We start from the raw sequence: 23,266 nt of genomic DNA, 5'->3' as shown, positions 1-23,266 counted from the left end.
AGGTGAACGAAGAGTGGGTCTACAGTGGGTCTACAGTGGGTCTACAGTGGGTCTACAGTGGCTAAAGGACGAACAAAAGACGAACAATGAACGAACAAAAGACGAAGGAAAGACGAACAAATGACGAATCTATACCGAAAATAAGGCGAAGAAAGGTTATAGAAATATTGGCTATTAGGAGTTGCTCTTGTGATGTATTTAACCTATATAATTGTAAATAACTACTAAACACTAACGGCTGACAACCGATGATAGATACACATACACACTTATATTCAGAAGAATTTGATGCTGACCGTACTGAGATGATCGCACGAGCCAAAGCAGCTGGCGTAACCCGTTGTTTTATCCCAGCTATTGATGCGAGCTATACCCAGCGAATGTTTCAGCTGAAAAACGATTATCCTGACTACGTTTTCCTAATGAACGGTCTGCACCCTTGTAGCGTAAAAGAAAACTATCAGGAGGAACTTGCGCACATTGAGAATTTGATGCAATCGCATTTCTTTTGCGCTATTGGCGAAATAGGCATCGACCTTTATTGGGATAAAACTTTTCTCAAAGAGCAACAAGAGGCTTTTCAGTGGCAAATACAGTTGGCTAAAAAACATCAGTTGCCTATTGTTATTCACTGTCGGGAGGCTTTCGACGAAGTGTTTGAGATTTTAGAAACTGAAAAAAGCGACGACCTTTTTGGCATTTTTCACTGCTTTACGGGTACAGAAGCGCAAGCTCAGCGCGCTATTGCCTACGGCTTACATTTAGGTATTGGCGGAGTGGTAACTTTTAAGAACGGAAAGATAGACCAGTTTTTAAAAAATATAGATTTACAGCATATCGTTTTAGAAACCGATTCACCTTATTTGGCACCAGTACCTTACCGCGGGAAACGCAACGAAAGTGCTTATATAGTGAAAGTTGTAGAGAAATTATCGGATATATATGCTTTGCCCGAAAGCGAGATTATACGCCTTACTGACGAAAATGCTACAAATATATTTAAGATTTAATTAGGTATTATCAAATATATTTCGTTACTTTGCCTTTCGTTATCCAAAACAAGAGAATATAGAGTATCTGAAATGACCGATTATTTCAAGTCCATACGTCCGTTTAACGACAACGAAGTAGCACGTGCCTTGTCGCAAATTAAAGATAATCCTTTGATTCGAGCGATGATGGCTTACGCATTTCCTGATGAAACTCCTGAGGAGCGAGAGCGACGACTGCTTGCCTGCCAAAAGGTGTCCGATTTTCAGGAGGATATAATGTATCAAGTGGTTACTAAGGCGATTGAGAAAAGTATTTCGGAATTTACCTGTGATGGGTTTGACGGTTTAGACCCGCGCAAAGCTTATGTATTTGTTTCCAATCACCGCGATATTGTTTTAGATACTTCCTTATTAAACGTTGCCCTATACGATAATCACCTCTCGATGACGGCTTCGGCTATGGGTGATAATTTGCTCAGGAAAAAGTATTTGAAGATATTGGCGATGCTCAACAGAAATATCATTATATATAGGAGTCTGCCCCCACGAGAGGCTTTGGAGCATTCTAAATTGGTATCGGAATACATTTACCACTGCATTACAGAAGAGCATCGCAATGTGTGGATTGCGCAACGAGAAGGGCGTACTAAGAACGGCGACGACCGTACCCAGCAAGGGGTTTTGAAGATGCTCACCCTTAATGCTCCCGAAGATATATCACCTTTGCAGTACCTGAAGACACTTAATTTAGTACCGATGTCGATTTCCTATGAGTTTGACCCCACTGATGTGTTGAAGTTGCCCGCACTTATTGCCCAACATAACGGGGTAGAATACGTGAAATCTAAAAAAGAGGATTTTGAGAACATCATTCAAGGCTTGTTGGGACAAAAAGGACGTGTGCATATTTCGGTAGGACAACCGCTGTACGACCAGATAGACACAATAGAAGCCACACATCAGCATCTTAACAAGCAATTGCAAGCCTTAGCTGAATGTTTAGACAGAGCTATTCATCAACAGTACAAGTTGTTTCCTGCGAATTATATTGCTTATGATTTGCTGAACGACACCTCTATATATAAGGAATACTACAACGAAAAAGATTTCCGACGTTTTGAACGCCGAATGAACAACCGAAGCAATTCTGAAGACCTTTCACAAAAGAAGTTCTTAGAGATGTACGCTAATCCTGTAAAGAACAAATTCGATGGAAACCAATAATTCAAAAGTGCTCCTCATCTATACGGGGGGTACTATCGGGATGATAAAGGACTACCAAACAGGAGCCTTGCGTGCTTTCGAGTTTGATAATCTTTACAAGCGTATTCCTGAGCTCTCGCACTTAGATTGTGAAATCTCGGTGCACTCGTTTGAGAAAGTGATAGACTCCTCGGATATGAACCCCCAGCATTGGATTGAAATTGCTGAGGTGATTGAAAGAGAGTATAATCACTACGATGGTTTTGTAGTGCTTCACGGCAGTGATACGATGAGCTACTCGGCTTCGGCTTTAAGTTTTATGCTACAAGGACTTACTAAACCTGTAATATTTACCGGTTCGCAACTGCCGATAGGCGATTTGCGCACCGATGCCAAAGAGAACCTCATTACCTCTATACAGCTGGCAGCCCTAAAAGAAAATGGCGAGCCGGTGATACAAGAAGTAGGACTCTATTTCGAGTACAAGCTCTACCGAGGTAACCGCACTACCAAAATAAACGCCGAGCACTTTCAAGCTTTTGCCTCGCTGAACTACCCGCTGTTAGTAGAAAGTGGTGTACATTTAAAGGTAATGAAAGAGAACCTTTTACCCCGCAAGCAAAAGCAACACTTAAAAGTGTGGAAAGATTTTGAAACTAATGTAGCGATTATCAAGATGTTCCCAGGCATTACTGCATCTATACTGAATGGTATTTTCAATATCTCAAATCTGAAAGGGGTAGTGTTAGAAACCTACGGTTCAGGTAATGCTCCTACTGATGCTTGGTTTGTAGAGAGTTTGCAGAGTGCTATTGATAAAGAAATACACATAGTGAATGTTACCCAGTGTTCTGGAGGTAGTGTGATGATGGGCAAATATGAAGCGAGTGAAGCCCTCAAAAAGATGGGAGTGATAGACGGAAAAGACCTCACAACCGAGTCGGCAATCACAAAATTGATGCTTTTGCTTAAAAAAAATATTTCTCATAAACTATTCAAAATCAAGTTTGAAGAAAATATAGCTGGAGAAATTTAGCAAAAAATTAAGAAAAAACTTGTGGGATAGAAAAATAATTTGTTACTTTGGCATTCAGAAACAGCATAGAGAGAGGTGTCCGAGTGGTCGAAGGAGTACGCCTGGAAAGTGTATATACGCCACAAGCGTATCGAGGGTTCGAATCCCTTCCTCTCTGCTTCTTTCTAAAAAAAACAGAATAATTATTAAACATTAAATTATCAACTAACAATTTAAAAAGATTAAACAAATGAAAAAAATGTCATCTAAGCTACTTCTAGTAGCAATGTTAATTTTAAACGTGGCTATGGTTAGCGCTCAGGAAGCAACTGAAACGATGCAACAAAGCAAAGGCTTCCACCAAGTATTTAAAGAGCGTTTTATTGAAGGGGGTCCTATGTATATGGCTCCTATCTTGCTCTGCTTGATTATTGGTTTGGCAGTAGCTATTGAGAGAATTATTTACCTCAATATGGCGACTACCAATTCTAAAAAGCTAATTGCCGATATTGAAGAGGCATTGGATAGCAAAGGTATTGAGGCAGCTAAAGAAGTGTGCCGTAATACAAAAGGTCCTGTTGCATCTATTTTCTATCAAGGTCTTGACCGTTCATCAGAAGGTATTGATATGGTTGAAAAATCAGTAGTATCTTACGGAGGTGTACAGATGGGGCAATTAGAAAAGAACGTATCTTGGATTTCGCTCTTTATTGCTATTGCACCGATGTTAGGGTTTATGGGTACGGTAATTGGTATGATTGAAGCGTTCGATAAGATTAGTTCAGCTGGTGGTTTGGACGCATCATTGATTGCTGGTGATATCAAGGTTGCCTTGCTTACTACAGTGTTTGGTTTGATTGTAGCGATGATACTACAAGTATTCTACAACTACATCATTGCTAAAATCGACGCTATCGTAAATGATATGGAAGATGCTTCTATCTCATTGATAGACCTTTTAGTAGCAAGAAAAATGAAATAATTTATTCACCCATTAAACAACTTTAAGTATGTATAAAATAGCAAAATATGGAGCTCTTGCTTTGGGCGTAATTGGGGTAGTTCTATGGATTGTTTTGTCTTTCTTTACAAACGCAGAGGATCCCAATAACGGTACTATGCAAGCTTTGTTTGTGCTCACATATGTTCTTTTAGGAATAGCTTTGTTAGCAGTAATCATATCAGCGGCACAAAACATTTTAGCTTCACCAAAAGCACTTAAGAAAACGCTTATCTATACAGGAGGATTTGTGGTAGTTCTTCTTTTAGCTTATATCTTCTCATCAGGAGCTGTAGAAGCTAATGCCAGTGACGAAGTGAAGAAAGCCAGCGAATCTGTAAGAAGATGGGTAAGCACAGGTTTAATCGCTTTGTACATATTGGTAGCGGTAGCCGTAGTAGCTCTTATAGCTTCCAATGTGAAAAAAGCACTAATGAAATAAGAAATTATGGCAAGACGTTCCGCACCCGAGGTAAATGCAGGTTCAATGGCTGATATTGCTTTCTTGTTGTTGATATTCTTTTTGGTAACAACAACTATTGAGAGCAACTCAGGGATTACTGTAAAGTTACCTCCTAAACCACAAGAAAATACGCCACCACCTCCACCAGTAAAAGAGAAAAACGTATTGGTAGTGGTAGTGAACAAGTACAACCAGTTGTTAATAAACAACGAAGTTAAGGAACTTAAAGACGTAAAAGAAACAGCACTTAATTTCTTGGATAACAATGGAGATGGTTCTTGTACTTACTGTAAAGGTAAAAGAGACCCTCTATCATCAGACAACCCAGATAAAGCAGTTATTTCTTTGCGCAACGACCGTGAAACTTCATATCACACTTATATAGCTGTACAAAATGAATTGATTAAGGCATATAATGAGTTACGTGAGCGTGAACGCAGACGTTTGTTTCCTAACGAAGTACCTTACGTTCAGATAGAGGAAGAATTTAACGCAGCTCGAACTCCTAAAGATAGGAAAGATGCGTTAGAACCTAAAATCGTGAAATTACAGGAGCTATTCCCAAGAAAATTGCTTGAAACAGCACCTAAGAAACACTAAAATTAGAAGGATATGTCAAAATTTACAAAAAAGAAAAGTGGCGAAACGCCCGCTGTTTCTACGGCTTCTTTGCCAGATATCATCTTTATGCTTTTGTTCTTCTTTATGACAGTAACAGAATCTAAAGATAGTGATTTGATGGTACAAAATAAGTTGCCAGTGGCAGACCAGGTACAAAAATTGGACAAGAAAGACCCAGTTGTGTACATTTATGCAGGGAAACCACTTCCTAAGTATCAGGCTAAGTTTGGTGTAAACGCTAAAATTCAAGTGAACGATAAATTCATTGATGTTTCGGAGGTAAGCCACTATATATTGAATTATAGAGAAGGTTTACGCGATGCACTAAAAGATGTATTTATGACCGCTTTGAAAGTAGATGCTGATACCAATATGGGATTAGTGAGTGATATTCGTGAGAAATTACAAGATGTTAATGCCTTGAAATTGACTTATATCGCTCGTGAAGGTTCTCCTTTGAATCAAAAATAAATAAGAAACATATTTCTGTGTTAAAAAGACTACCTTAAAAATTAGGGTAGTCTTTTTTTGTTATTATGAATAAAAATATTACCTTTGCATTATTAAAACAAGTTAATAGTAATTATTTATGAGAAAAATCGTTTTACTTTTTGGATTACTCCTCAGTGCAGGAGTAGCTTCAGCACAGTCGTTTGGTGCTGGTGATGTACAAATTAACGGAGGTTTAGGCGTTTCAACTCCAGGGGTTATGGTATATGGTTCAGTGGACGTTGGAATTAATGACCAAATAACCGTAGGGGGAGAGTTATTTTACCGTGGTAGAAACTACAATAGCGTAAAATACAATAATATAGGTGTTTTAGCTACGAGTAATTACCACTTCAATAAACTCATAAGAAGACTTCCTTCAAACGTAGATTTGTACGGTGGTTTAAGTTTGGGATATTACAATTGGAATAATGATTATAAATATGACAATTGGGATCCTTATTATGACTCAGGATTTGCAGTGCGTCTTCAAACAGGGGGGCGTTACTTCTTTACAGAAAACTTCGGTGTGAATGCTGAGTTGTTTGTAGAACACAACTCTTTTGCAACAGGAGGTTTTAAAGCAGGTGTTACTTATAGATTTTAATAACTTAAAAAATGAAAAAAGGGACTTCTGAGGAAGTCCCTTTTTTATTATGTTTTTTTAGCTTCTTTTAGTAAGTAGGCTCTGAATAAACGCAGTTCGTCCCAACTGTATCTTTCTTCTGTCTTTTCATAAAGACTTTTCAGGGTAGTAAGTTCTTCGTTTTCTTTGAAAATTGTATTCAGTTCATTGATGGTTTCCTCAGAGAGTACTTCAGTAATAGCAATTTTGTCTTGTTCTATGCATTTGGCTATGTGAGAATAGATAGTAGCCTGTGATAGTGTACGCTCTTTGGCTATTTCGGCTACTGTTTTACCTTCTTTCCAAAGCTGAAGTGTAATATCATAAGTAGAGCGTTTTTCCTTCTTGGGTTTATCATCTTTGGAGAGAGGATATTCGCTTATAAAGAGTTTTTCGTTCTTTAAAATATTATTAATTTTTCCGGTGAGTTCAGTATACAAAGTTTCTAATTTGGCTGAATGTATCTTTTCTTTATCAAAGGGTTGGTCGGATTGTGCTAATTGTATCATTTGTTCTAAGCGGAAGAGCTTCTTTAGCGTTTCGGAAAGGCTATTGTCTAACTCTTTTAGTTCGGTGAAAAATTGTTTAACTTTTTTCTGATTAGCTATCTTTCCTTCAACTAATAGCACTTCGTACCACAATTGTTCTAGAAGCGGTGTAAAATAAGTGATACCTTTGGCTACGCGTTCGAAAATATGCTGAACATCGGTTGCATTATTGAAAAGTGTTTTGAGTTGTTTGATGAATTTCTCGGAGACGGTTACGAGTTCTTGCACTCTTACCAACTGCTGTGATGCCCAATCTTTATATAGGTTCTTATTGCCAATTTCACCTGAATAACTATTGCGGTGTAGCACCCATTCTTCTAAAAGAGTATTCCATTGGAAAGTGTTTAGAATATTCTCCTGCAAAAATTCGGTTTTTCCTGTATAACAAGCGGTTTGTACTTCTTTTTCGGAGGCTTTGTTCTCGGCATAACCTATCACTTCGCCATTGTTGTTGATACCATTAGCACTTACTGAGGATAGCAATACCAAGCCGTCTAACGAACGCAGGCGCGAAAATGCTACATAGGCTTGACCTGAGGCAAATACGCTTGCCAAATCTAAGATAGCTTTCTCGAAAGTGAGCCCTTGACTTTTGTGTATGGTAATTGCCCACGCCAAACGCAATGGGTATTGGGTAAACGAACCCAGGCGTTCTTCTTCTATATCTTTGGTTGTTTCATTCAGTTTATATCGCACGTTTTCCCATTCGTAGCGTTCGACGTTTATGACCCTTCCACCGTCTAATTTCACGGTAATTTCACCTTCGGAAAGAGAGACCACTGTACCCATCTTTCCGTTGAAAAACAGGTGTTCTCCTGAAATGTCATTTTTGATGAACATTACTCTTGCGCCTTCTTTTAGCTGAATGACTTTTTCGATAGGGTAGAGGTATTCCGGAAAATCATCAACAATATCAGCCTGATAAGAGAATAGGGGAGAGGAGAGGTTACTCATTTCGCGTTGGTTCATTGCATCGGCTTTGGCGTTGTGAGTAGTAAGGGTGATATAATCTTTTAGGTGTTTTTTAGGGAAATCTGGCTGTACATACTTTTCTAACTGTTTGATATCCTCAGAGGTAAGTTGGTTTTCACGTAAGTGATTTAAAATGGAGATAAACAGCTTATCGGTTTGTCGGTAAATGGTTTCGAGTTCTACATATAGCAAAGGATTTTGAGTTATGACTTCGGACTGAAAGAAATACATTCCTTTATAATAATGTTTGAGCACTTCCCATTCCTCTTGTTTAACTACGGGGGGCAACTGTAACAAATCGCCGATGAAGAGCACTTGTACGCCTCCGAAGGGTCGTTTGTCTTTTCGGATAAATTGCAACATATAGTCCATAGCATCGAGCACATCGGCACGGAGCATACTCACTTCATCTACAATTAGCAATTCCATATTGCGGATAACCTGCTGTTTATTTTTGTGCATTTGGAAGTGTTTGCGCAAAGAAAATCGGTTTTCGAAGCGCAAGAATTCATTTACAATAGGGGGATTGCTGAGTGTTGGTAAGAAAGAAGCAAAAGGGAGTTGGAACATTGAATGAATGGTTACTCCGCTAGCATTGAGAGCAGCAATACCCGTAGGGGCAACTACCACCGTATTTTTATAACAAGTATTGATGATTTTGTGTAGCAGAGTAGTTTTACCTGTTCCTGCTTTCCCTGTGAGAAAAATATTTCTATTTGTTTGATTTACAAGTGTAAGTATGTACTCTTCCATACCATTTGTTTGGTTGTTATCATTTAAAACGCAAAGATACGAAACTTATTTTAATTAGCAAATTAACAAATTAGATGTGAACTACACAGCCAAATTTTGGTAGGAAGGAGGGTAGGTTTAGCTTATAGAAAGCTTATAGGAAGCTTATACGAATCTTGGACGATTGGTATAGAAAGGGTATATAAATAGTTGAAAGTGAATGGTTAAGAGTGAACGTTTTTTTGTAAAAAAAGTGCTAAGAAGTAATTGTACAGGAGTGGATAAATAAATCTTTTTTACTTTTCTTTTGTTACTATTAATTTTTTTTGCTACTTTTGTCACATTAATAATCAACCTTTAAAAATATTCACAGCTATGATTAAAAAAATCTATCAAGTAGCCATAGGCATTGCTGTATGTCTTGGCTTTGTGGCTTGTAACTGCAATCAAGCTACTTCTAATGAGAATAAGAGTAGAAGTTCTTATCAAATTAAAGTAACTACCCCCCTCGTCCAGCTGGGCAAACAGATGTGCTAAATCTTACTACACCTAAAATGGATACGGTGCGTATAGGAATCATCGGTCTTGGAATGCGCGGACATAGTGCGGTAGAACGTTATATGCACGTGCCCGGAGCGAAAGTTACAGCTATCTGCGATATACGTCCTGAAATGGTAGAAAAAGCGCAACAAGTAATTGAAAAAGCAGGGCATAAGCGTGTAGCCCAGTACACAGGTGATGAAAATGCTTGGAAAGCGCTATGTGAGCGCAAAGATGTAGATATTGTGTACATTGTAACTGACTGGAAACACCACGTACCAATGGCGCTTTATGCTATGGAACACGGTAAACACGTGGCGATAGAAGTGCCCGCAGCTCTTGATATGGAACAGATTTGGGCATTGATTAATATGAGTGAAAAGAAACGTTTACACTGTATGATGCTTGAGAACTGCGTGTATGACTATTTTGAAATTACTACTCTTAATATGGCACAACAAGGGCTCTTGGGTGAAGTGATTCACGGTGAAGGTTCTTATATTCATAACTTAGACGACTTTTGGACTGAGTATTGGAACAACTGGCGTTTAGACTACAATGCTAAAAATCGCGGAGATATATACCCTACGCACGGTATAGGTCCTGTATGCCAAGCGCTTAATATTCACCGAGGAGACAAGATGAACTATTTGGTTTCATTTGATACGCACGCTTTTAGAGGTAAAGAAGTCTACAAACGCGTAATGGGCAAAGAAGATCCTAACTTCCAAAACGGTGACCTTACTGTTACAATGATTAAGACAGAAAAAGGGAAAACCATACAAATACAACACGATGTGGTAACACCACGCCCATATTCACGTATGTATCAACTTACTGGAACGAATGGATTTGCGAATAAATATCCGATTGAGGGTTATCTTATTCAGCCAGAAAGTATAGCAAAAGATGAAGTGCCTAATCACGAAAATCTTTCGGCACACAGCTTTATGCCCGAAGAGGCTAAAAAAGCAATGATGGAAAAATACAAACCACGTATTCTTAGAGAATTGGAAACTAAAGCGAAAGAAGTGGGCGGTCACGGAGGTATGGATTTCATTATGGACTATCGCCTCATCTACTGTTTGCGCAATGGTTTACCTTTGGATATGGACGTGTATGACCTTGCTGAATGGTGTTGCTTAGCACCTCTTTCTAAACTATCATTAGAAAACGGTAGTGCTCCTGTACAAATACCCGATTTTACTCGCGGAGCTTGGAATAAACAAAAAGGTTACAAACACGCGTTTGCTAATTAGAATCCCCACCCCTTTCCCTCCCCCAAGGGGAGGGGGTAGGATAATATATTTTCTAACTATTTATATTGTATTCTCTCTTCCTTGGGAGGGGGTGAGGGAGGATTATATAACTTATGTCAAACGTATTACGTCTTCCTGCGGAACAACTATATGCAAAAGAATTAGAAGCTCTAAAAGAAGAGGATAAAAAACAAGAAAAGCCCATAGGCTGGCAATTGTCGCCTAAAGCTGTGCTGAAATTTGTAACTGGAGGTACTGCTAGTGGGGTAGAGATTACCCCTAAGTACATCGGTCATAACCGCTTGGTGGAAATCGCTATTGCTACACTCCTTACCGACCGCTCTCTACTGCTTATAGGCGAGCCAGGAACCGCCAAATCGTGGCTTTCCGAGAACCTTACAGCAGCCATTTGCGGTGATTCGGGCAAAGTGATTCAGGGTACTGCGGGTACCAGCGAAGAACACATTCGCTATTCGTGGAACTACGCAATGCTCTTGGCTAATGGGCCATCGCACGAAGCCTTACTTAAATCACCTATTTATCGCGCGATGGAAACAGGGACTGTCGCTCGTTTTGAGGAGATTTCACGCTGTGCTTCCGAAGTGCAAGACGCACTGATTTCTATTCTATCGGAGAAGAATATTGCCATTCCAGAACTCAGTGAAGAATTACCTGCTCAGCGTGGTTTCTCTATTATTGCCACAGCTAATACTCGCGATCGTGGTGTAAACGAGATGTCCTCAGCACTTAAAAGACGTTTCAACATCATCGTGCTACCAGCTCCTGCTACTTTAGAAACTGAAGTGTCTATCGTAACCAAGCGCGTAGCCGAGATTTCTAACAACTACAAACTGAAAGCTGCCTTGCCAAGCAATGAAGCTATAGAGAAGATTGTAACTATTTTCCGCGAATTGCGCAAAGGAGCTACTTTAGACGAAAAACAGAAACTCAAATCTCCTAGCGGAGTTATTTCTACTGCAGAAGCTATTTCGCTTATCACCAATAGTATGGCATTAGCAGGCAGTTTTGGCAACGGCACTGTTACCGATGAAGATTTAGCATCAGGATTGCAAGGAGCTGTAGTAAAAGATGAAGATAAAGATAAAATGGTGTGGAAGGAATACCTTGAAAATGTAATGAAGAAACGCGGAGCATCGTGGCGTGAACTTTATAACCAATGTTCAGCAATGAGCAATTGATAATTGACAATTGATAATTGACAATTGATAATTATCACATTGGCAAATTGGCAAAATTGCACATTTCCACATAGTAATAAATAAGCGAATTGTATTCAGGGTGTGCTTGAATCCACTGATGCAAGATAGGTATAAAGGTGGCGATAATCTCTTTATCGCCGCTTTCTAATATACGTCTGCTATAAGCGATATAGATTTGTTCTGCCAAAGGCATAATAAGTATACCTTGGTATGACTTAGGTGCGAAATCCTCAGCGCACAGAAACGGCATCACGTCAGTAATTACTTCCAAATATTCCTCACGATCTTTATACGCTTTGTGCAACTGCTCTGCTAAGGCAGAAAACGCTTTTGAAGGCATCGTGAAATACATACCTTTCAAACTCTCGTACAGCACATCAATAAGCGCTATTTTTCCTGTTTTGCGCAACTGTGCGAAGAACTTCACGTATTGCCAAAGCAGTTGGTCGGTGATGAGCACTTCTTCAATGCTAAAACGCAGGTCTTTGAGTGCTTGCACATATTGCAGAAAAGTGTCTAAGTCGTTTTCGACTACTGCCCTCTTGCAAAAATCGTAATACACCCAGCCCAACGAATATTTGTTGATACTGCTATCGTTTTCCTTAAATTCCTCAAGAGCGATGCGCAACGCCTCTTCTAAGTCACCTGCTTTGCGCAAAGCCGTTACCTCACTTATCATCATTTCTTTACAAGTCTAAAAAGGGTGATTTTCTCATTGCCCGAAGCAACCATAGTTTGCTCATCTACAAAGAGTAGCGCGTGATAGACTTTATCTGAAAGTTGTTGCCAGCTCCTGCCTTGGTCGTTAGAGAAGAAAAGACCATTAGGCGAAGTTGCCACCAGAGCATTTCCCTCACTATTAGGAATGTATTGCACACAACTTGCATAGCCAATAGCCTTGTCGGTCGCGATAGGCTGCCAAGTTTTACCCCCATCAAAAGTGAGTGCGCCAGAGCCTTTGCGCTCTGTAGGTTGTTCATAATCGCCACCGAGAACAATACCCTGCTGGTCGTTGTAGAAAGCTATGGTGAAAGCCCCTTGAGTAGCTTGCCCTTGGGCGAGAGGTAGGGTAGCGAGGTCTTGCCATTTATAGCCCTTGTTGTCCGAGAACAACACTCTGCTCTTACTGCCACCTGTTACTACCCATAGTTTGTTGCCATAGTGCGCCAAAGCCGAGTTGCTAGCGGCAAATACACTTTCACCCTCTTCGAGTTTGGGTGATTGTGACCACGTGAGTTTCGTCCATTGTTGTCCGCCATTGTGCGTTGTTACTACCGATAGGCGATTGTCGATAGGGTCGCCAATAGCGATGCCAAATTGGTCGTCCGTAAAGCGCAATACATCGTAGAATACATCGCGGTGTTCCTCGCGATACACTTCCTCCATACCACTTTGTTCTGCTTTGTAAAGCAATGCAGGTTTACCGATAGAGAGCATAAAAAAGTTCTGAGTCGTTGCTGCCACTGCGCGGAAATCCGAAATCACCCCGCGATTCTTCAAGTTAGAAGTCGCAATAGTTTGGTTTTGTGTGTTGATAAAACCAAAGGTAGCATCGGAGCCTGCAAAAGCCACGTTTTTCTCTAAGAGCACCATTGCTCGCACGCTTATCTTCTCCAACGGAAAAGACTTTACTTCTACCAATTCAATAGTAGTGTCCTTATAAGGATTAGAGTGCTTACACGCCCCAAGGCAAAGTAATATAAAAATAATAGCAATATGTTTCATATCTCAGTGATAAACAAAGGCAAAGATAATGTTTTTGGTTGGAATAACAAAGAAAGGATATGTTTATTTTTCAAAATGTTGTATCTTTGTCGCATCACATATTTAATAATTTTCTTATTTTCTAATTACTTATGTATATCCGTTCCTTAAATATTACCACTGATAGAGTGCAAGGATTTCCTTATAATACTGAAGCTGTGCGCTATGCTAAACATATCAATCTTGATCAGCCCGTAACTTTCATTGTAGGTGATAATGGGGTGGGTAAATCGTCTCTTATTGAAGCTATTGCCTACAAACTCCGCTTAGCTCGTATCAACAATACGTTAGGCTTTCAAGAAGAATCGTTTGAACCTATTGCTGAGCTCGCAGAAGATTTAGAACTCGATATGATACGTGATGGTCGTGGTTTTCTCTTTCGTTCAGAGGACTTTGGCGATTATGTGATCAAAGGTAATATTTTTGATTCGTTCAAAAGTCAGAATCCTACCTATCAGAATATGATGTTCAACTACGGACAAAATTTAGCATCTTTTTCTCACGGAGAAGCCTTTTTGCATATCATTACCCAACGTGTAAAACGACAAGGAATCTATATTTTTGATGAGCCTGAAAGTGCCCTTTCGCCCTTACACCAATTATCACTCATCTACCTCATACGTGAACACCTAAAGAAAGAGCGTTCACAGTTTATCATCGCTACCCATTCTCCAATCCTAATGGCAATGCCTGATGCACTAATCTATGAAGTTACCAAAAATGGAATGCAAGCTACCCCTTTGCAAGAAGTAGAGCATTATATCATTACTAAAACTTTTTTGAACAATCCTAAGGCGTATTTTAGAGAAGATTAGAGAATCTTTATCACTTCTCCTAAATCCAAATACACTAAATATTTTCCTTTTACTTGCCAGCCTATGGCTGTTAGGTTTTGTTGGTAATGCTGTAGTTGGGTACGGTATTGGTCGTTGGGTTGTCCGGTTTTGTAATCTATGATATAGACTTCGCGAGTACTTGGGTTGTAGGCAAGTCGGTCGGGACGGAAATAGTTGCCGTTAGTGTCTATAAACTCGCGTTCGGTAAAATGTTCGTAGTCCTTGCTAAAGAAAGGCGCTAAAATATTGTTGTTGAGCAAACGTACCATTTGTGGTTGCAATAGCTCATATTGTTCGGCAGTGAGTGTGCCCTCTTGTAGTGCATCGTTGAGCACAGTATCAAGGTCGGTGGCATAAGTGATTTTCGAGAATAATTCGTGAATAAGATTTCCGCGCTCCAAGGCTTCTTGTTGGTGAGTGTCCCATAGCAGGGAAGCCCCTGTAGCAATCTTGTAGTTCGGATACTGCCAACCTTTCTGGAAAGGAATAGGTGATTCTTCTGTAGCTTCTTTCTCTTTCTTCTTAGGAAATACAGCACTTCCAAAGGTATATTCCACTACATCGCTATTCCACTGCCCGTTTTCTTCTAAAAACTCTTTAAAGAGTGTGCCATAAGTCTCGGCACTGCTTTTGGAGAGTGAGGTGATTACATAGAGAAATGATTCGGGGCGCGTCATCGCTACATATAACACATTTAGCTGGTCGAGGAGGTTTTGTTCGTGTAGTTGCATTATAAGCTCTTCGGCTTGTGCGTCGTAATTCACTAAACTTTTATTACTGTTTACCAGCAGATAGTCAAAACCGTTAAACTGTTCGTGGTCTACGGGAAACCAAAGTTTTTCAGTGTGAGTATCAATGAGTTTGCTATCGGCGAAAGCGTAGATAATCACGGGGGCAGAAAGCCCTTTGCTCTTGTGTACCGTCATCACGGTAATAGCGTTTAACCCTTCGGGCGAACTGATACTCAGTTTTTCTTGCTGGTCGTCCCAAAACTCCAGAAAATCGGCTAAGCCTCCTTTGCGCGCGTTCTTAAAATCGAATACAATATCCATAAAGTGAGTGAGATAAGCATCAGAAGGACGAGCGAGGTCAAAGCAATTCACCGCCAAAGCTACTCCTTCGTATAAAGAATATTGGTTGAACAACTCTATAGAAAACTCAAAATCGGCAAGGAAAGTATTTACGGGTTCCTCTACATATTTGCTGAGGAATAGGTGAGGGTCTTTAGTTTCTTTAAAACGAAGATAATCAAAGAGTAATTGCAGTTTAAGTTCTTCACTTTCGGGGTGATAAAGCAAGCGTAATAGGGTGACGAGAAATTGTACCGATGCCACGTTTTTCAGCAATAGCGAATCGGGGGAAATCACATTTCTTTGGTGTTCTGAAAGGAAAGAGGCAACGGCAGCTCCTTCGCGGTTAGTGCGCACCAATATAGTAATATCCTTATCGGCTGCCCCTGCTCGGTTAGCGTGTTCTATTTTCTCTAAAATCGCTTCACAATAACTCCGTTCGCGCGGTGAAAGTGCTACAACATTGCTATTGTCTTCTTCTGTAGGCACTTCTTCTTCTCCAACTTCTATAAACGAAAGATTGAAATAGCCTTCAGGTAGGAATTGGTCTTTTTTGTTTTTGGGATATTCCTGTGTAGAGTTTTTGTAAAGTTCTTTGTAGGTCTCACTTTGGAAAAGGTCTCCAGCAAACTTAAAAAAATGGTTGTTAAAATCGATAATGGCTTCTAAACTGCGGAAGTTTTCATTGAGGTCTTTCACTTCTCCTTTGATGCGGAAAGGGTTTACTTCATTGTTATACAGACTCATAAACTGTTCCGCTTTTCCTCCTCGCCAACGGTAAATCGATTGTTTGGCATCGCCTACAAGTAATACCGACCCGCACTTATTGTTCACCTCACTTTGCACTGCATTGAGGATAAGCGGTATAAAGTTCTGCCATTGCAGTACTGAAGTGTCTTGAAACTCATCGATAAAATAGTGGCGGAATTTCTCACCTATACGTTCGTAGATAAAAGGTGCAGGCTGGTTGCTGAGCTCTGAGGAAATCACTCCGTTGAACTCCCATATAGGCAAGATGTTTTCTTCTTCTTTAATGGTCTCTATTTCTTTTTGTATACGGTTGAGCAAAGCCAAAGGCACAACATATCTCAGCGCGTTGTTCGCAAAGGCAAGGGCACCAAAAGCTTTTTTGATTGCCAAAAACAAGTTGGCAATCATCTCTTGCAAACTATCTATCAGGGCAGTGTCGTACTTCTTAGCCGCTGAACCAGAATAAAGAGGTTCGCCTTCTAATAGATTGTTTTGCCAACCACTGCCCCACGAAGGTTCCTTAGGGTTGTCGGCAGTGAGGTTATCGAAGAATTTGTATAAATGTCCTCCATTAAAAGCACCTTTATCCAAACCGTGCTCACACATCAGTTGCATAAAGTCTTGGGCAGAAGTTTTAATGCTTTTCAGGGCATTGTTGCGTTGTTTGAGTAAGGTATTTTTAAGGATTAGAAAATCAGGTATTTCCTTGTCTTTCAGTGATTGTAATTGCTCGTAATGGTTCTCATTAGTAAGCATTTCGGCTACGCCTAATAATTCTTTAGTAGTATCCCAACTCTTGTCGTCGTCTATCTTTTCATTGGCGAAATCAATGAGCAATTGGGTAAGCTCGGGGTCGTTTCCTGCCTGATTCATCAAATTATCAACCGCTCGCTCTAGTAAAGCCTTGCTGTCCAACTGTACTTCAAAGAAAGGATTGAGGTGCAAATCCTGTGAAAAGTGGCGTATCAGTTGGTGATTGAACCCATCGATAGTACTGATATTAAAAGCTGCGTAGTTGTGCAGTATATGCTCCAAAGCCTTAGCCGAACGCGTTCTCAATTCTTCGTCGGGGAGATTCAATTCCTTTGCTAATTCACTAAACATAGCGTGAGGTTGGGTGAGCATTTTGTCCTCACTGAATACCCCCAATAACTCTATAATGCGGTTCTTCATTTCAAAAACCGCCTTATTGGTAAAGGTAATAGCGAGTAACTGCCTAAACAAATCGGGTTGCTTACTGCCGAGAATAATTCTCAGATAAGCTTTCACCAGACTGTAGGTCTTTCCAGAACCTGCCGAAGCGTTGTATATAGTATAATTTGCTGAAGGTGTATTCATTTTTTACCTCTTACCTTAAAACTGTGCAGCAGGAGCGGTATCGTTGTTGAGCTTCTTGTCTACCGAATTGTTCTTTCCTTTGGAGAAATCGTAGCTAACCCCTAATACAAACATATTGCGGTTGTTCTCTATGTAGGTATAGCTATGCTGGTTTACCAAACCTTCGTAACTGCTTTTCATCTTGTATTCCGAAGGCATTCCTAACCAAAACACACCACCTTTAAGTGTCCAGCTACCTAACTGGTATTCTATAAAAATATCATTGTTATTTTCATAAGTGCTCATAGTGTTGCCGTCTATGTAATAAATAGGAAAGTTGAAACTGTAATCTACCCTCAAATCTTTATAGGTAAAAGTAAGTGATAGGTTGTTATCGATATAATTATTGCGAGCGCGTAGTCCAGCATCAGTAACCAAAGTCTCATGTGTAGGGGCTATATTAGCTGAAAATACAAATAAATCATTCCTTAATGGTTTAAAAGTACCATCTAATGAAAAACCAAACTCCTCGTGATATTTACTGTTTTCATAAGTGCTGAGTATTCCATTGCGTACGGGGTCTTTGATATAAATATCAGTAATTACTCGTTGGGTGTTTTTGTAGAAGGGTTGAAGGTTAAAATCGGTGTACTCATTGTTGAAAGTATAAGAGAGTCCAGTCCAAAATATATGTTGTGATTTTAGGTAAGGATTTCCTGTCTCCAAGATGTTTGGTGCTTGTTGCGCTATATTGCTACTGAGTTCTGCACTACGCGGACTGCGGGGTACATAGTAACTTGTGAGGCGCAAACTCTGGTTATTAGCGAGTTCATAACCCAACACTACCTTCGGCGTAAATACCCATTCGGTAAAAGTGTTTTCGGCACTACGATTGTGGGTGTGGGTAAGCCCAGCACTGGCTCTGTACATAAAATTAGCCTTTTTGCCTACAAACTCGGTGTACAAATACTGATTGGTATAGGTAACATCGTAAGCCGAAATACCTGCCAAGTTACGTAAATCGTTGTCGATAAAAGTACTGCTAATGCGGTAGCCCGAATTGAGTTTGCCTATAGTAAACTGATGAGTATGTGCTACTTCACCTACCCAACCGCGTTGCTTTACTTTCAAATCCATATCATCGTCGTACACATTCTGATGGGTTGCGGTCTCCCATTCCTTTGAGAGGTTCTCTTTGGTAGTGTTATAATAGCTCCCCACGACGTTTACGCTCAATTCATCGCGTTTGCCTAATTTTTTAGAGAAGTATAGGTCTAATTTGGGGCGCAACCAGTGGTCGTGATTTTTACCTGATAATGTGTGATGGCTAACCGTTGTTCCTTGTGTAAATAGGTTTACGCCATTGCTATGTGCAGAGCGATTCAAAAGTTCCATTTCGGCTTTAGCTTGGAAACTATAGTTTTGTGGTACTACTGCGCTATAACGCACTGAGGCGTTGTGCGCATTATAGCTAAACCCCGATTTTGACTGTTGGTCGTTTGCATAACGCACACCCGATAGTTCGTAATCGGAGTGTTTTTCATAGTATCTATCGTTGTAATTGCGAAACTCCAATTTGTATTCCACTCCCAACGTATGTTTGCCTTTGGTGTAGTTACCATAAGCCGAAGCATCTACAAAACCCGTAGTAAGTGCCGAAAGCGCATCCACCCCTACCGAATACCCCTCTTCAGCCGAACGTGTGATGATGTCCACCACTGTGTCAGCCCTATTGCTCCAGCGCGCAGGCGGAATATCGTAATAGTCTATGCGTGCCACGTTTTGAGGGGCAATACCGCGTATTTGCAAGTCAGTTGCCTCTACACCGTTTACCAATACCAAGAGCGTACCCCTTTTAAGGGTAGCAATCTGGTTGGTTACAGGATTGAGGTGCAGGTTGGGCAAACTGCGCAAGAGGTCTTTGGCATAGCGAGCTTGTTCCACAGCTTTCTTTTCAAAGGTAAAACTCGCCTTATCGGTATATTGTGTTTTGCGCTGTGCTTTTACAATTACCTCATTGAGCACAATCGTATCCAAAGGTGTTTCAGGCACTACTTCTTGCGCTGTAGTGGTCATAAAATAAACTAATAGTAAGCTGGTTAAAAGGAGTTTCATATTTTATCCTGCAAACTCGTCTAACATATCCAAAGATGGTACAAAGAAAAGTGTCCCTGTTTCGGCAGTGCTGAAATCTAATAGGCGGTCGTAATTGCCAGCAGGCTTGCCTATAAACATATTAGTGAGCATCTTTTCTACCGTGCTAAACGTATTGGCATAGCAGATGAAGTAAGTGCCCATTTGGTGACTTACGGGGTCGTGGAAAGGCATATTGTCTCTCACTACTTTCAAATCATCGCCTACATTGGCAAGTGCCGAGTGCGCATTGGTAGGCTTGGTATCCTCGTCCATTTCTATGTCCATTTCTTTGCTACGCCCTATTACTTTTTCTTGTTCGCTAACGGGGAGCACACGCCAAGCGTTCATATCGTGTACGTATTTTTGTACGAATAGATAACTTCCTCCTTGGTAATCGGGGTCTTCATCACCCACTACGGCAAACTGTTCGCGTTCTGCGCCACGCGGGTTTTCGGTACCGTCTACAAAACCAATGATAGCGCGTCCGTCCCAATATCTAAACCCTTGTACGTTTACAATACCATTGGCGATGGGTTGCATTACCTCGCTAATGGCAGCTGCCATATCGTAAGCCAAACTTTGGTTGTGCGCGCGGATATGAAAGTGTAAGTCGCCTTCGGTGGCTACAGCCGTGTGTTTACTACCTCTGATGGGCTCAAAATCTTTGAGTTCTTTGGGGAGCGGTTTGGGTAACCCCAAAGTAAGCCACGCTCTATGGCTAATGCCTATGGTTACACTAGCACGACCTTCAGGAAAGCGGTCGGCTACCGAGTTGTTGAGGTTTCCTACCAAACCACATACTTTTGCAAAAGTATTATTAAGCAATGTCTTGTCTATATCTTTTTTAAATGCCCATACCAAAAATATGGTATTGTTATTAGGCAAGTCTGTTACATTCTGATAATTCATTATATTAAGTACTTTTAATTTTTTAGGGATATTTCACGTGCTCTTTTCTTAACTTCAGTATAAGGTCTCAACAATCCGTTATTAGCTTGCTCAATACCTCTTTCTGTGGAAGCTAATTACCCTTTTGTGAAATAAGTTTTTCTTCTGTCAAAAGAAATCTGTTTTTCCTTGAGCCATTCTTTTACTAATAATTGCTCTTCGGTGTATAAAGGTTGTGTACTATGATGTTCATAGTTCATTCATTTTATAACTTCCTAAATTCACTGATGTTCTACCGAATAATCGTTTGAGTTCTATCAGGTCCCACCGATACTACTTTGATGGGCACTTCGAGTTCTTTCTCTAAGAAACTGATATAATCCAAAAGTTCTTTGGGTAGTTGCTGGTAATTAGTGAGTTTGGTAAGGTCTTGTTGCCAGCCTTTGAGTTCCGTATATACAGGCGTTACGTTCTGTTCTTCTATATTGTAAGGCAAGTGCTTGATTTCTTTTCCTTTATAAAGATATGATGTACATACTTTTAAAGTCTCAAAACCGCTGAGCACATCGGCTTTCATCATTGTAAGTTCGGTAACTCCGTTTACCTGTACAGCGTATTTAAGGGCTACCAAATCAAGCCAACCACAACGGCGACGCCTACCGGTAGTGGCTCCAAATTCGCGACCTACTTGGGTCATTGTTTCGCCCACTTCGTCGAACAGTTCGGTAGGGAAAGGCCCACTGCCCACACGGGTTGTATAAGCCTTAAAGATACCTATTACCTCACCAATACTGCGAGGGGCTACACCTAAGCCCGTACAAGCTCCAGCAGCCGTTGTGTTCGACGAGGTTACAAACGGATAGGTACCAAAATCAATGTCCAACATAGAACCTTGTGCTCCTTCGGCAAGTATTTTCTTACCCTTTTTGAGGGCTTGGTATAGGTATTCTTCACTGTCGATAAGCTGAAACTCTTTCAGCACTTTTATCGCTTCAAAAAACTCAGCTTCTAACTCTTGTAGGTTATACTGGATATCCACCTTGTAGTTAGCGAGCATTTCTTCGTGTTTATCGGTGAGGTTACGGTAACGCTCGTTAAAGTCACTGAGCTCTATATCGCCCACGCGCAAGCCGTTACGACCTGTCTTATCCATATAAGTAGGACCTATACCTTTAAGAGTAGAACCTATTTTAGCTTTACCTTTGGAAGCTTCCGAAGCAGCATCTAAGAGGCGGTGAGTAGGCAAGATAAGGTGTGCTTTGCGCGAGACGAGCAAATTCTGTTTCAGGTTTACCTCGTAAGGAGCGAGTGCCTCTATTTCTTTTTTGAAAATGATAGGGTCTATCACCACCCCATTGCCTATAATATTTACAGCACCCTTGTGGAAGATTCCCGACGGAATAGTGTGTAACACGTGTTTAATACTGTTAAATTCAAGAGTATGCCCTGCGTTAGGACCTCCTTGAAAGCGTGCGATAATGTCGTAGTTTTGCGTAAGGACATCTACTATTTTTCCTTTTCCTTCGTCTCCCCACTGAAGACCTAATAATAAATCTACTGCCATTTTTGTTTCTTTTATTTAGTTGCTCTCTCTTCTTTTGGGGCATCTGCTTTGCGTGTACCGTAAAAATAAAGAGAGTGATTGCTAATATTAATGTTAAAAACCTCTTCTATGGTTTTCTGTATTGCTTGAATACGAGGGTCGCAAAACTCCACAATCTCACCCGTATCGGTAAGGATTACGTGGTCGTGCTGACGGTCAAAATACGATTTCTCATAATACGCTTGGTTTTGTCCAAACTGATGTTTGCGTACCAAACCACATTCCAGCAAGAGTTCAATCGTGTTGTAGAGGGTCGCTCTACTCACCCGATATTTTTTCTTTTTCATATTTTCATAGAGGGTCTCTATGTCAAAATGGTCGTTGTATTCGTAAATCTCCTTCACAATCGCATAGCGTTCAGGGGTCTTACGGTGTCCGTTGTCTTCCAAATATTTGGTAAGCACCTTTTTTACAATCTCCAAGTTCTCTTCGGAGGTGTTTTTTTTATCTTTCTCAGCTATATTTTTCATATATTAAATATGTTTTTCAATAAAGGGCAAAAGTACTATTTATTTTTCAGAAAACAAAACACTGCTATTATTTTTCAAAGCAAACACACCTCAGCCTCGCTACATTCGCTGTCTTAGCATTGCTTCAATTCCCCCTTTGAAGGTAGCCAACGATAGCTGGGTATGTGTAAAGGGAGAGGTTTGTCACCTTTTCCAGCTTGTCCCCCTTCGGGGGTTCGGGGGCTTACCGAATAAGTGAGTCGCTACATTCGCCCTCTTAGCATAGCCTCAATTCCCCCTTTGAAGGTAGCCAGCAATAGCTGGGTATGTGTAAAGGGAGAGGTTTGTCACTTTTTTCAGCTTGTCCCCCTTTGGGGGTTCGGGGGCTTACTGAATAAGTGCCTCGCTACATTCGCCCTTTTCCTTCACACTCCCCCCTAGTGCCTATGCCCTAAGGCCTAGTGCCTCTTCTCTTTTCTTTCGCCTCGAAACCCTTATTTTAACATTTTTAGCCTTGTTGTATTGTACTATGAATCAATTATTTGTATACCCTTTCTATACCAATCGTCCAAGATTCGTATAAGCTTCCTATAAGTTCTCTATAAGCTAACCCCACCCTCCTTATAGTCTTTTTTCACCAAAATCTCTCCTACTCCTATTCCGAACTTCTCCGTTTTATTTCGCTCTCTATAACCTATCCGATTATCCGACAAGTCTCACCTATCAATAAACGATTTTTATCACTACTCATTTTCTAATTCTCTCATTTTCTAA

At 40.5% G+C, this 23,266-nt stretch carries 17 protein-coding genes, 1 tRNA gene and 2 pseudogenes; 12 read left to right on the top strand and 8 right to left on the bottom strand.

Translation table 11 applies throughout. The annotated features are described in order from the left end of the window. The first annotated feature begins 248 nt into the window (after positions 1–248). From HW278_RS02615 to HW278_RS02575, 9 genes are all read left to right on the top strand, one after another. A complete protein-coding gene (locus tag HW278_RS02615; protein ID WP_178976842.1) occupies positions 249–1,010 on the top strand; it encodes a TatD family hydrolase in 762 nt (253 codons plus the stop codon). A 72-nt stretch (positions 1,011–1,082) separates the two neighbouring features. Continuing rightward, complete coding sequence (locus tag HW278_RS02610) at positions 1,083–2,216, top strand: 1-acyl-sn-glycerol-3-phosphate acyltransferase (protein WP_002673277.1); 1,134 nt, start codon at positions 1,083–1,085, stop codon at positions 2,214–2,216. Next, positions 2,203–3,231: an asparaginase gene (locus tag HW278_RS02605; protein WP_009421704.1), complete on the top strand. Its 1,029-nt coding sequence runs from the start codon at positions 2,203–2,205 to the stop codon at positions 3,229–3,231. Before HW278_RS02610 ends, HW278_RS02605 begins: the two co-directional genes overlap by 14 nt. Positions 3,232–3,300: 69 nt before the next feature. Further along, a tRNA-Ser gene (locus HW278_RS02600) sits at positions 3,301–3,388 on the top strand. A gap of 72 nt (positions 3,389–3,460) precedes the next feature. Next, entirely contained in the window at positions 3,461–4,192 is a 732-nt protein-coding gene (locus HW278_RS02595) for a MotA/TolQ/ExbB proton channel family protein (RefSeq protein WP_009418843.1), read from the top strand. 28 nt (positions 4,193–4,220) lie between these two features. After that, on the top strand, positions 4,221–4,652 hold the full coding sequence (locus tag HW278_RS02590; protein WP_009410901.1) for a hypothetical protein: 432 nt from the start codon (positions 4,221–4,223) through the stop codon (positions 4,650–4,652). 6 nt (positions 4,653–4,658) lie between these two features. Further along, on the top strand, positions 4,659–5,273 hold the full coding sequence (locus HW278_RS02585) for an ExbD/TolR family protein (protein ID WP_178976841.1): 615 nt from the start codon (positions 4,659–4,661) through the stop codon (positions 5,271–5,273). A 12-nt stretch (positions 5,274–5,285) separates the two neighbouring features. Further along, positions 5,286–5,765, top strand: a complete 480-nt coding sequence (locus tag HW278_RS02580) for an ExbD/TolR family protein (RefSeq protein ID WP_002673265.1) — start codon at positions 5,286–5,288, stop codon at positions 5,763–5,765. A 118-nt stretch (positions 5,766–5,883) separates the two neighbouring features. Beyond that, the gene (locus tag HW278_RS02575; protein ID WP_012797016.1) at positions 5,884–6,390 is read left to right on the top strand and encodes an outer membrane beta-barrel protein; all 507 of its coding nucleotides are present in this window, start codon (positions 5,884–5,886) and stop codon (positions 6,388–6,390) included. Between the two features lie 47 nt (positions 6,391–6,437). Here the strand turns inward: HW278_RS02575 and HW278_RS02570 are convergent. After that, a pseudogene (locus HW278_RS02570) lies at positions 6,438–8,684 on the bottom strand (helix-turn-helix domain-containing protein); the annotation flags it as partial. A gap of 351 nt (positions 8,685–9,035) precedes the next feature. Here HW278_RS02570 and HW278_RS02565 point away from each other — a divergent pair. Both HW278_RS02565 and HW278_RS02560 read left to right on the top strand, forming a co-directional pair. Next, positions 9,036–10,459: pseudogene (locus HW278_RS02565) on the top strand (Gfo/Idh/MocA family protein). A 113-nt stretch (positions 10,460–10,572) separates the two neighbouring features. Then, positions 10,573–11,658 (top strand): ATP-binding protein, encoded by a 1,086-nt coding sequence (locus HW278_RS02560; RefSeq protein ID WP_178976839.1) that lies wholly within the window; start codon positions 10,573–10,575, stop codon positions 11,656–11,658. A gap of 34 nt (positions 11,659–11,692) precedes the next feature. Here the strand turns inward: HW278_RS02560 and HW278_RS02555 are convergent, their stop codons facing one another. Both HW278_RS02555 and HW278_RS02550 read right to left on the bottom strand, forming a co-directional pair. After that, complete coding sequence (locus tag HW278_RS02555) at positions 11,693–12,361, bottom strand: hypothetical protein (protein ID WP_178976838.1); 669 nt, start codon at positions 12,359–12,361, stop codon at positions 11,693–11,695. Then, positions 12,358–13,404, bottom strand: coding sequence for a WD40/YVTN/BNR-like repeat-containing protein (locus HW278_RS02550; RefSeq protein ID WP_178976837.1), 1,047 nt, complete (start codon positions 13,402–13,404; stop codon positions 12,358–12,360). The genes HW278_RS02555 and HW278_RS02550 overlap by 4 nt, the downstream gene beginning before the upstream one ends. A 131-nt stretch (positions 13,405–13,535) precedes the next feature. Between HW278_RS02550 and HW278_RS02545 the strand changes: the two genes are divergently transcribed. Next, positions 13,536–14,258 carry an AAA family ATPase gene (locus HW278_RS02545; RefSeq protein WP_178976836.1) on the top strand — a complete coding sequence of 241 codons (723 nt, stop codon included), beginning with the start codon at positions 13,536–13,538 and terminating at the stop codon, positions 14,256–14,258. Here the strand turns inward: HW278_RS02545 and HW278_RS02540 are convergent. The 5 genes from HW278_RS02540 to HW278_RS02515 form a co-directional block, all read right to left on the bottom strand. Beyond that, positions 14,255–17,437, bottom strand: a complete 3,183-nt coding sequence (locus HW278_RS02540) for a UvrD-helicase domain-containing protein (protein WP_178976835.1) — start codon at positions 17,435–17,437, stop codon at positions 14,255–14,257. The two genes, HW278_RS02545 and HW278_RS02540, sit on opposite strands and share 4 nt — an antisense overlap. Before the next feature lie 15 nt (positions 17,438–17,452). Continuing rightward, positions 17,453–19,531: an outer membrane beta-barrel protein gene (locus HW278_RS02535; protein WP_178976834.1), complete on the bottom strand. Its 2,079-nt coding sequence runs from the start codon at positions 19,529–19,531 to the stop codon at positions 17,453–17,455. Between the two features lie 3 nt (positions 19,532–19,534). Continuing rightward, the gene (locus HW278_RS02530; protein WP_178976833.1) at positions 19,535–20,461 is read right to left on the bottom strand and encodes a Dyp-type peroxidase; all 927 of its coding nucleotides are present in this window, start codon (positions 20,459–20,461) and stop codon (positions 19,535–19,537) included. 271 nt (positions 20,462–20,732) lie between these two features. Further along, positions 20,733–22,004: an adenylosuccinate synthase gene (locus HW278_RS02520; protein ID WP_178976832.1), complete on the bottom strand. Its 1,272-nt coding sequence runs from the start codon at positions 22,002–22,004 to the stop codon at positions 20,733–20,735. A gap of 11 nt (positions 22,005–22,015) precedes the next feature. Next, entirely contained in the window at positions 22,016–22,513 is a 498-nt protein-coding gene (locus HW278_RS02515) for a Fur family transcriptional regulator (protein ID WP_002673241.1), read from the bottom strand. Between the last annotated feature and the right edge of the window lie 753 nt (positions 22,514–23,266).

Origin of the sequence: Capnocytophaga sp. oral taxon 902 (assembly GCF_013394735.1) — a bacterium.
Taxonomy (GTDB): domain Bacteria; phylum Bacteroidota; class Bacteroidia; order Flavobacteriales; family Flavobacteriaceae; genus Capnocytophaga; species Capnocytophaga ochracea.
Note: the sequence above shows the minus strand (reverse complement) of the source record. Positions and strands in the feature narration are given on the sequence as shown.

What these genes read in the sequence shown, in the direction of transcription:
- HW278_RS02595 (WP_009418843.1), top strand. Translation starts at nt 3,461, where the DNA reads ATGAAAAAAATGTCATCTAAGCTACTTCTAGTAGCAATGTTAATTTTA.
- HW278_RS02575 (WP_012797016.1), top strand. Translation starts at nt 5,884, where the DNA reads ATGAGAAAAATCGTTTTACTTTTTGGATTACTCCTCAGTGCAGGAGTA.
- HW278_RS02585 (WP_178976841.1), top strand. Translation starts at nt 4,659, where the DNA reads ATGGCAAGACGTTCCGCACCCGAGGTAAATGCAGGTTCAATGGCTGAT.
- HW278_RS02555 (WP_178976838.1), bottom strand. Translation starts at nt 12,361, where the DNA reads ATGATGATAAGTGAGGTAACGGCTTTGCGCAAAGCAGGTGACTTAGAA.
- HW278_RS02530 (WP_178976833.1), bottom strand. Translation starts at nt 20,461, where the DNA reads ATGAATTATCAGAATGTAACAGACTTGCCTAATAACAATACCATATTT.
- HW278_RS02605 (WP_009421704.1), top strand. Translation starts at nt 2,203, where the DNA reads ATGGAAACCAATAATTCAAAAGTGCTCCTCATCTATACGGGGGGTACT.
- HW278_RS02535 (WP_178976834.1), bottom strand. Translation starts at nt 19,531, where the DNA reads ATGAAACTCCTTTTAACCAGCTTACTATTAGTTTATTTTATGACCACT.
- HW278_RS02515 (WP_002673241.1), bottom strand. Translation starts at nt 22,513, where the DNA reads ATGAAAAATATAGCTGAGAAAGATAAAAAAAACACCTCCGAAGAGAAC.
- HW278_RS02610 (WP_002673277.1), top strand. Translation starts at nt 1,083, where the DNA reads ATGACCGATTATTTCAAGTCCATACGTCCGTTTAACGACAACGAAGTA.
- HW278_RS02550 (WP_178976837.1), bottom strand. Translation starts at nt 13,404, where the DNA reads ATGAAACATATTGCTATTATTTTTATATTACTTTGCCTTGGGGCGTGT.
- HW278_RS02560 (WP_178976839.1), top strand. Translation starts at nt 10,573, where the DNA reads ATGTCAAACGTATTACGTCTTCCTGCGGAACAACTATATGCAAAAGAA.
- HW278_RS02545 (WP_178976836.1), top strand. Translation starts at nt 13,536, where the DNA reads ATGTATATCCGTTCCTTAAATATTACCACTGATAGAGTGCAAGGATTT.
- HW278_RS02615 (WP_178976842.1), top strand. Translation starts at nt 249, where the DNA reads ATGATAGATACACATACACACTTATATTCAGAAGAATTTGATGCTGAC.
- HW278_RS02580 (WP_002673265.1), top strand. Translation starts at nt 5,286, where the DNA reads ATGTCAAAATTTACAAAAAAGAAAAGTGGCGAAACGCCCGCTGTTTCT.
- HW278_RS02540 (WP_178976835.1), bottom strand. Translation starts at nt 17,437, where the DNA reads ATGAATACACCTTCAGCAAATTATACTATATACAACGCTTCGGCAGGT.
- HW278_RS02590 (WP_009410901.1), top strand. Translation starts at nt 4,221, where the DNA reads ATGTATAAAATAGCAAAATATGGAGCTCTTGCTTTGGGCGTAATTGGG.
- HW278_RS02520 (WP_178976832.1), bottom strand. Translation starts at nt 22,004, where the DNA reads ATGGCAGTAGATTTATTATTAGGTCTTCAGTGGGGAGACGAAGGAAAA.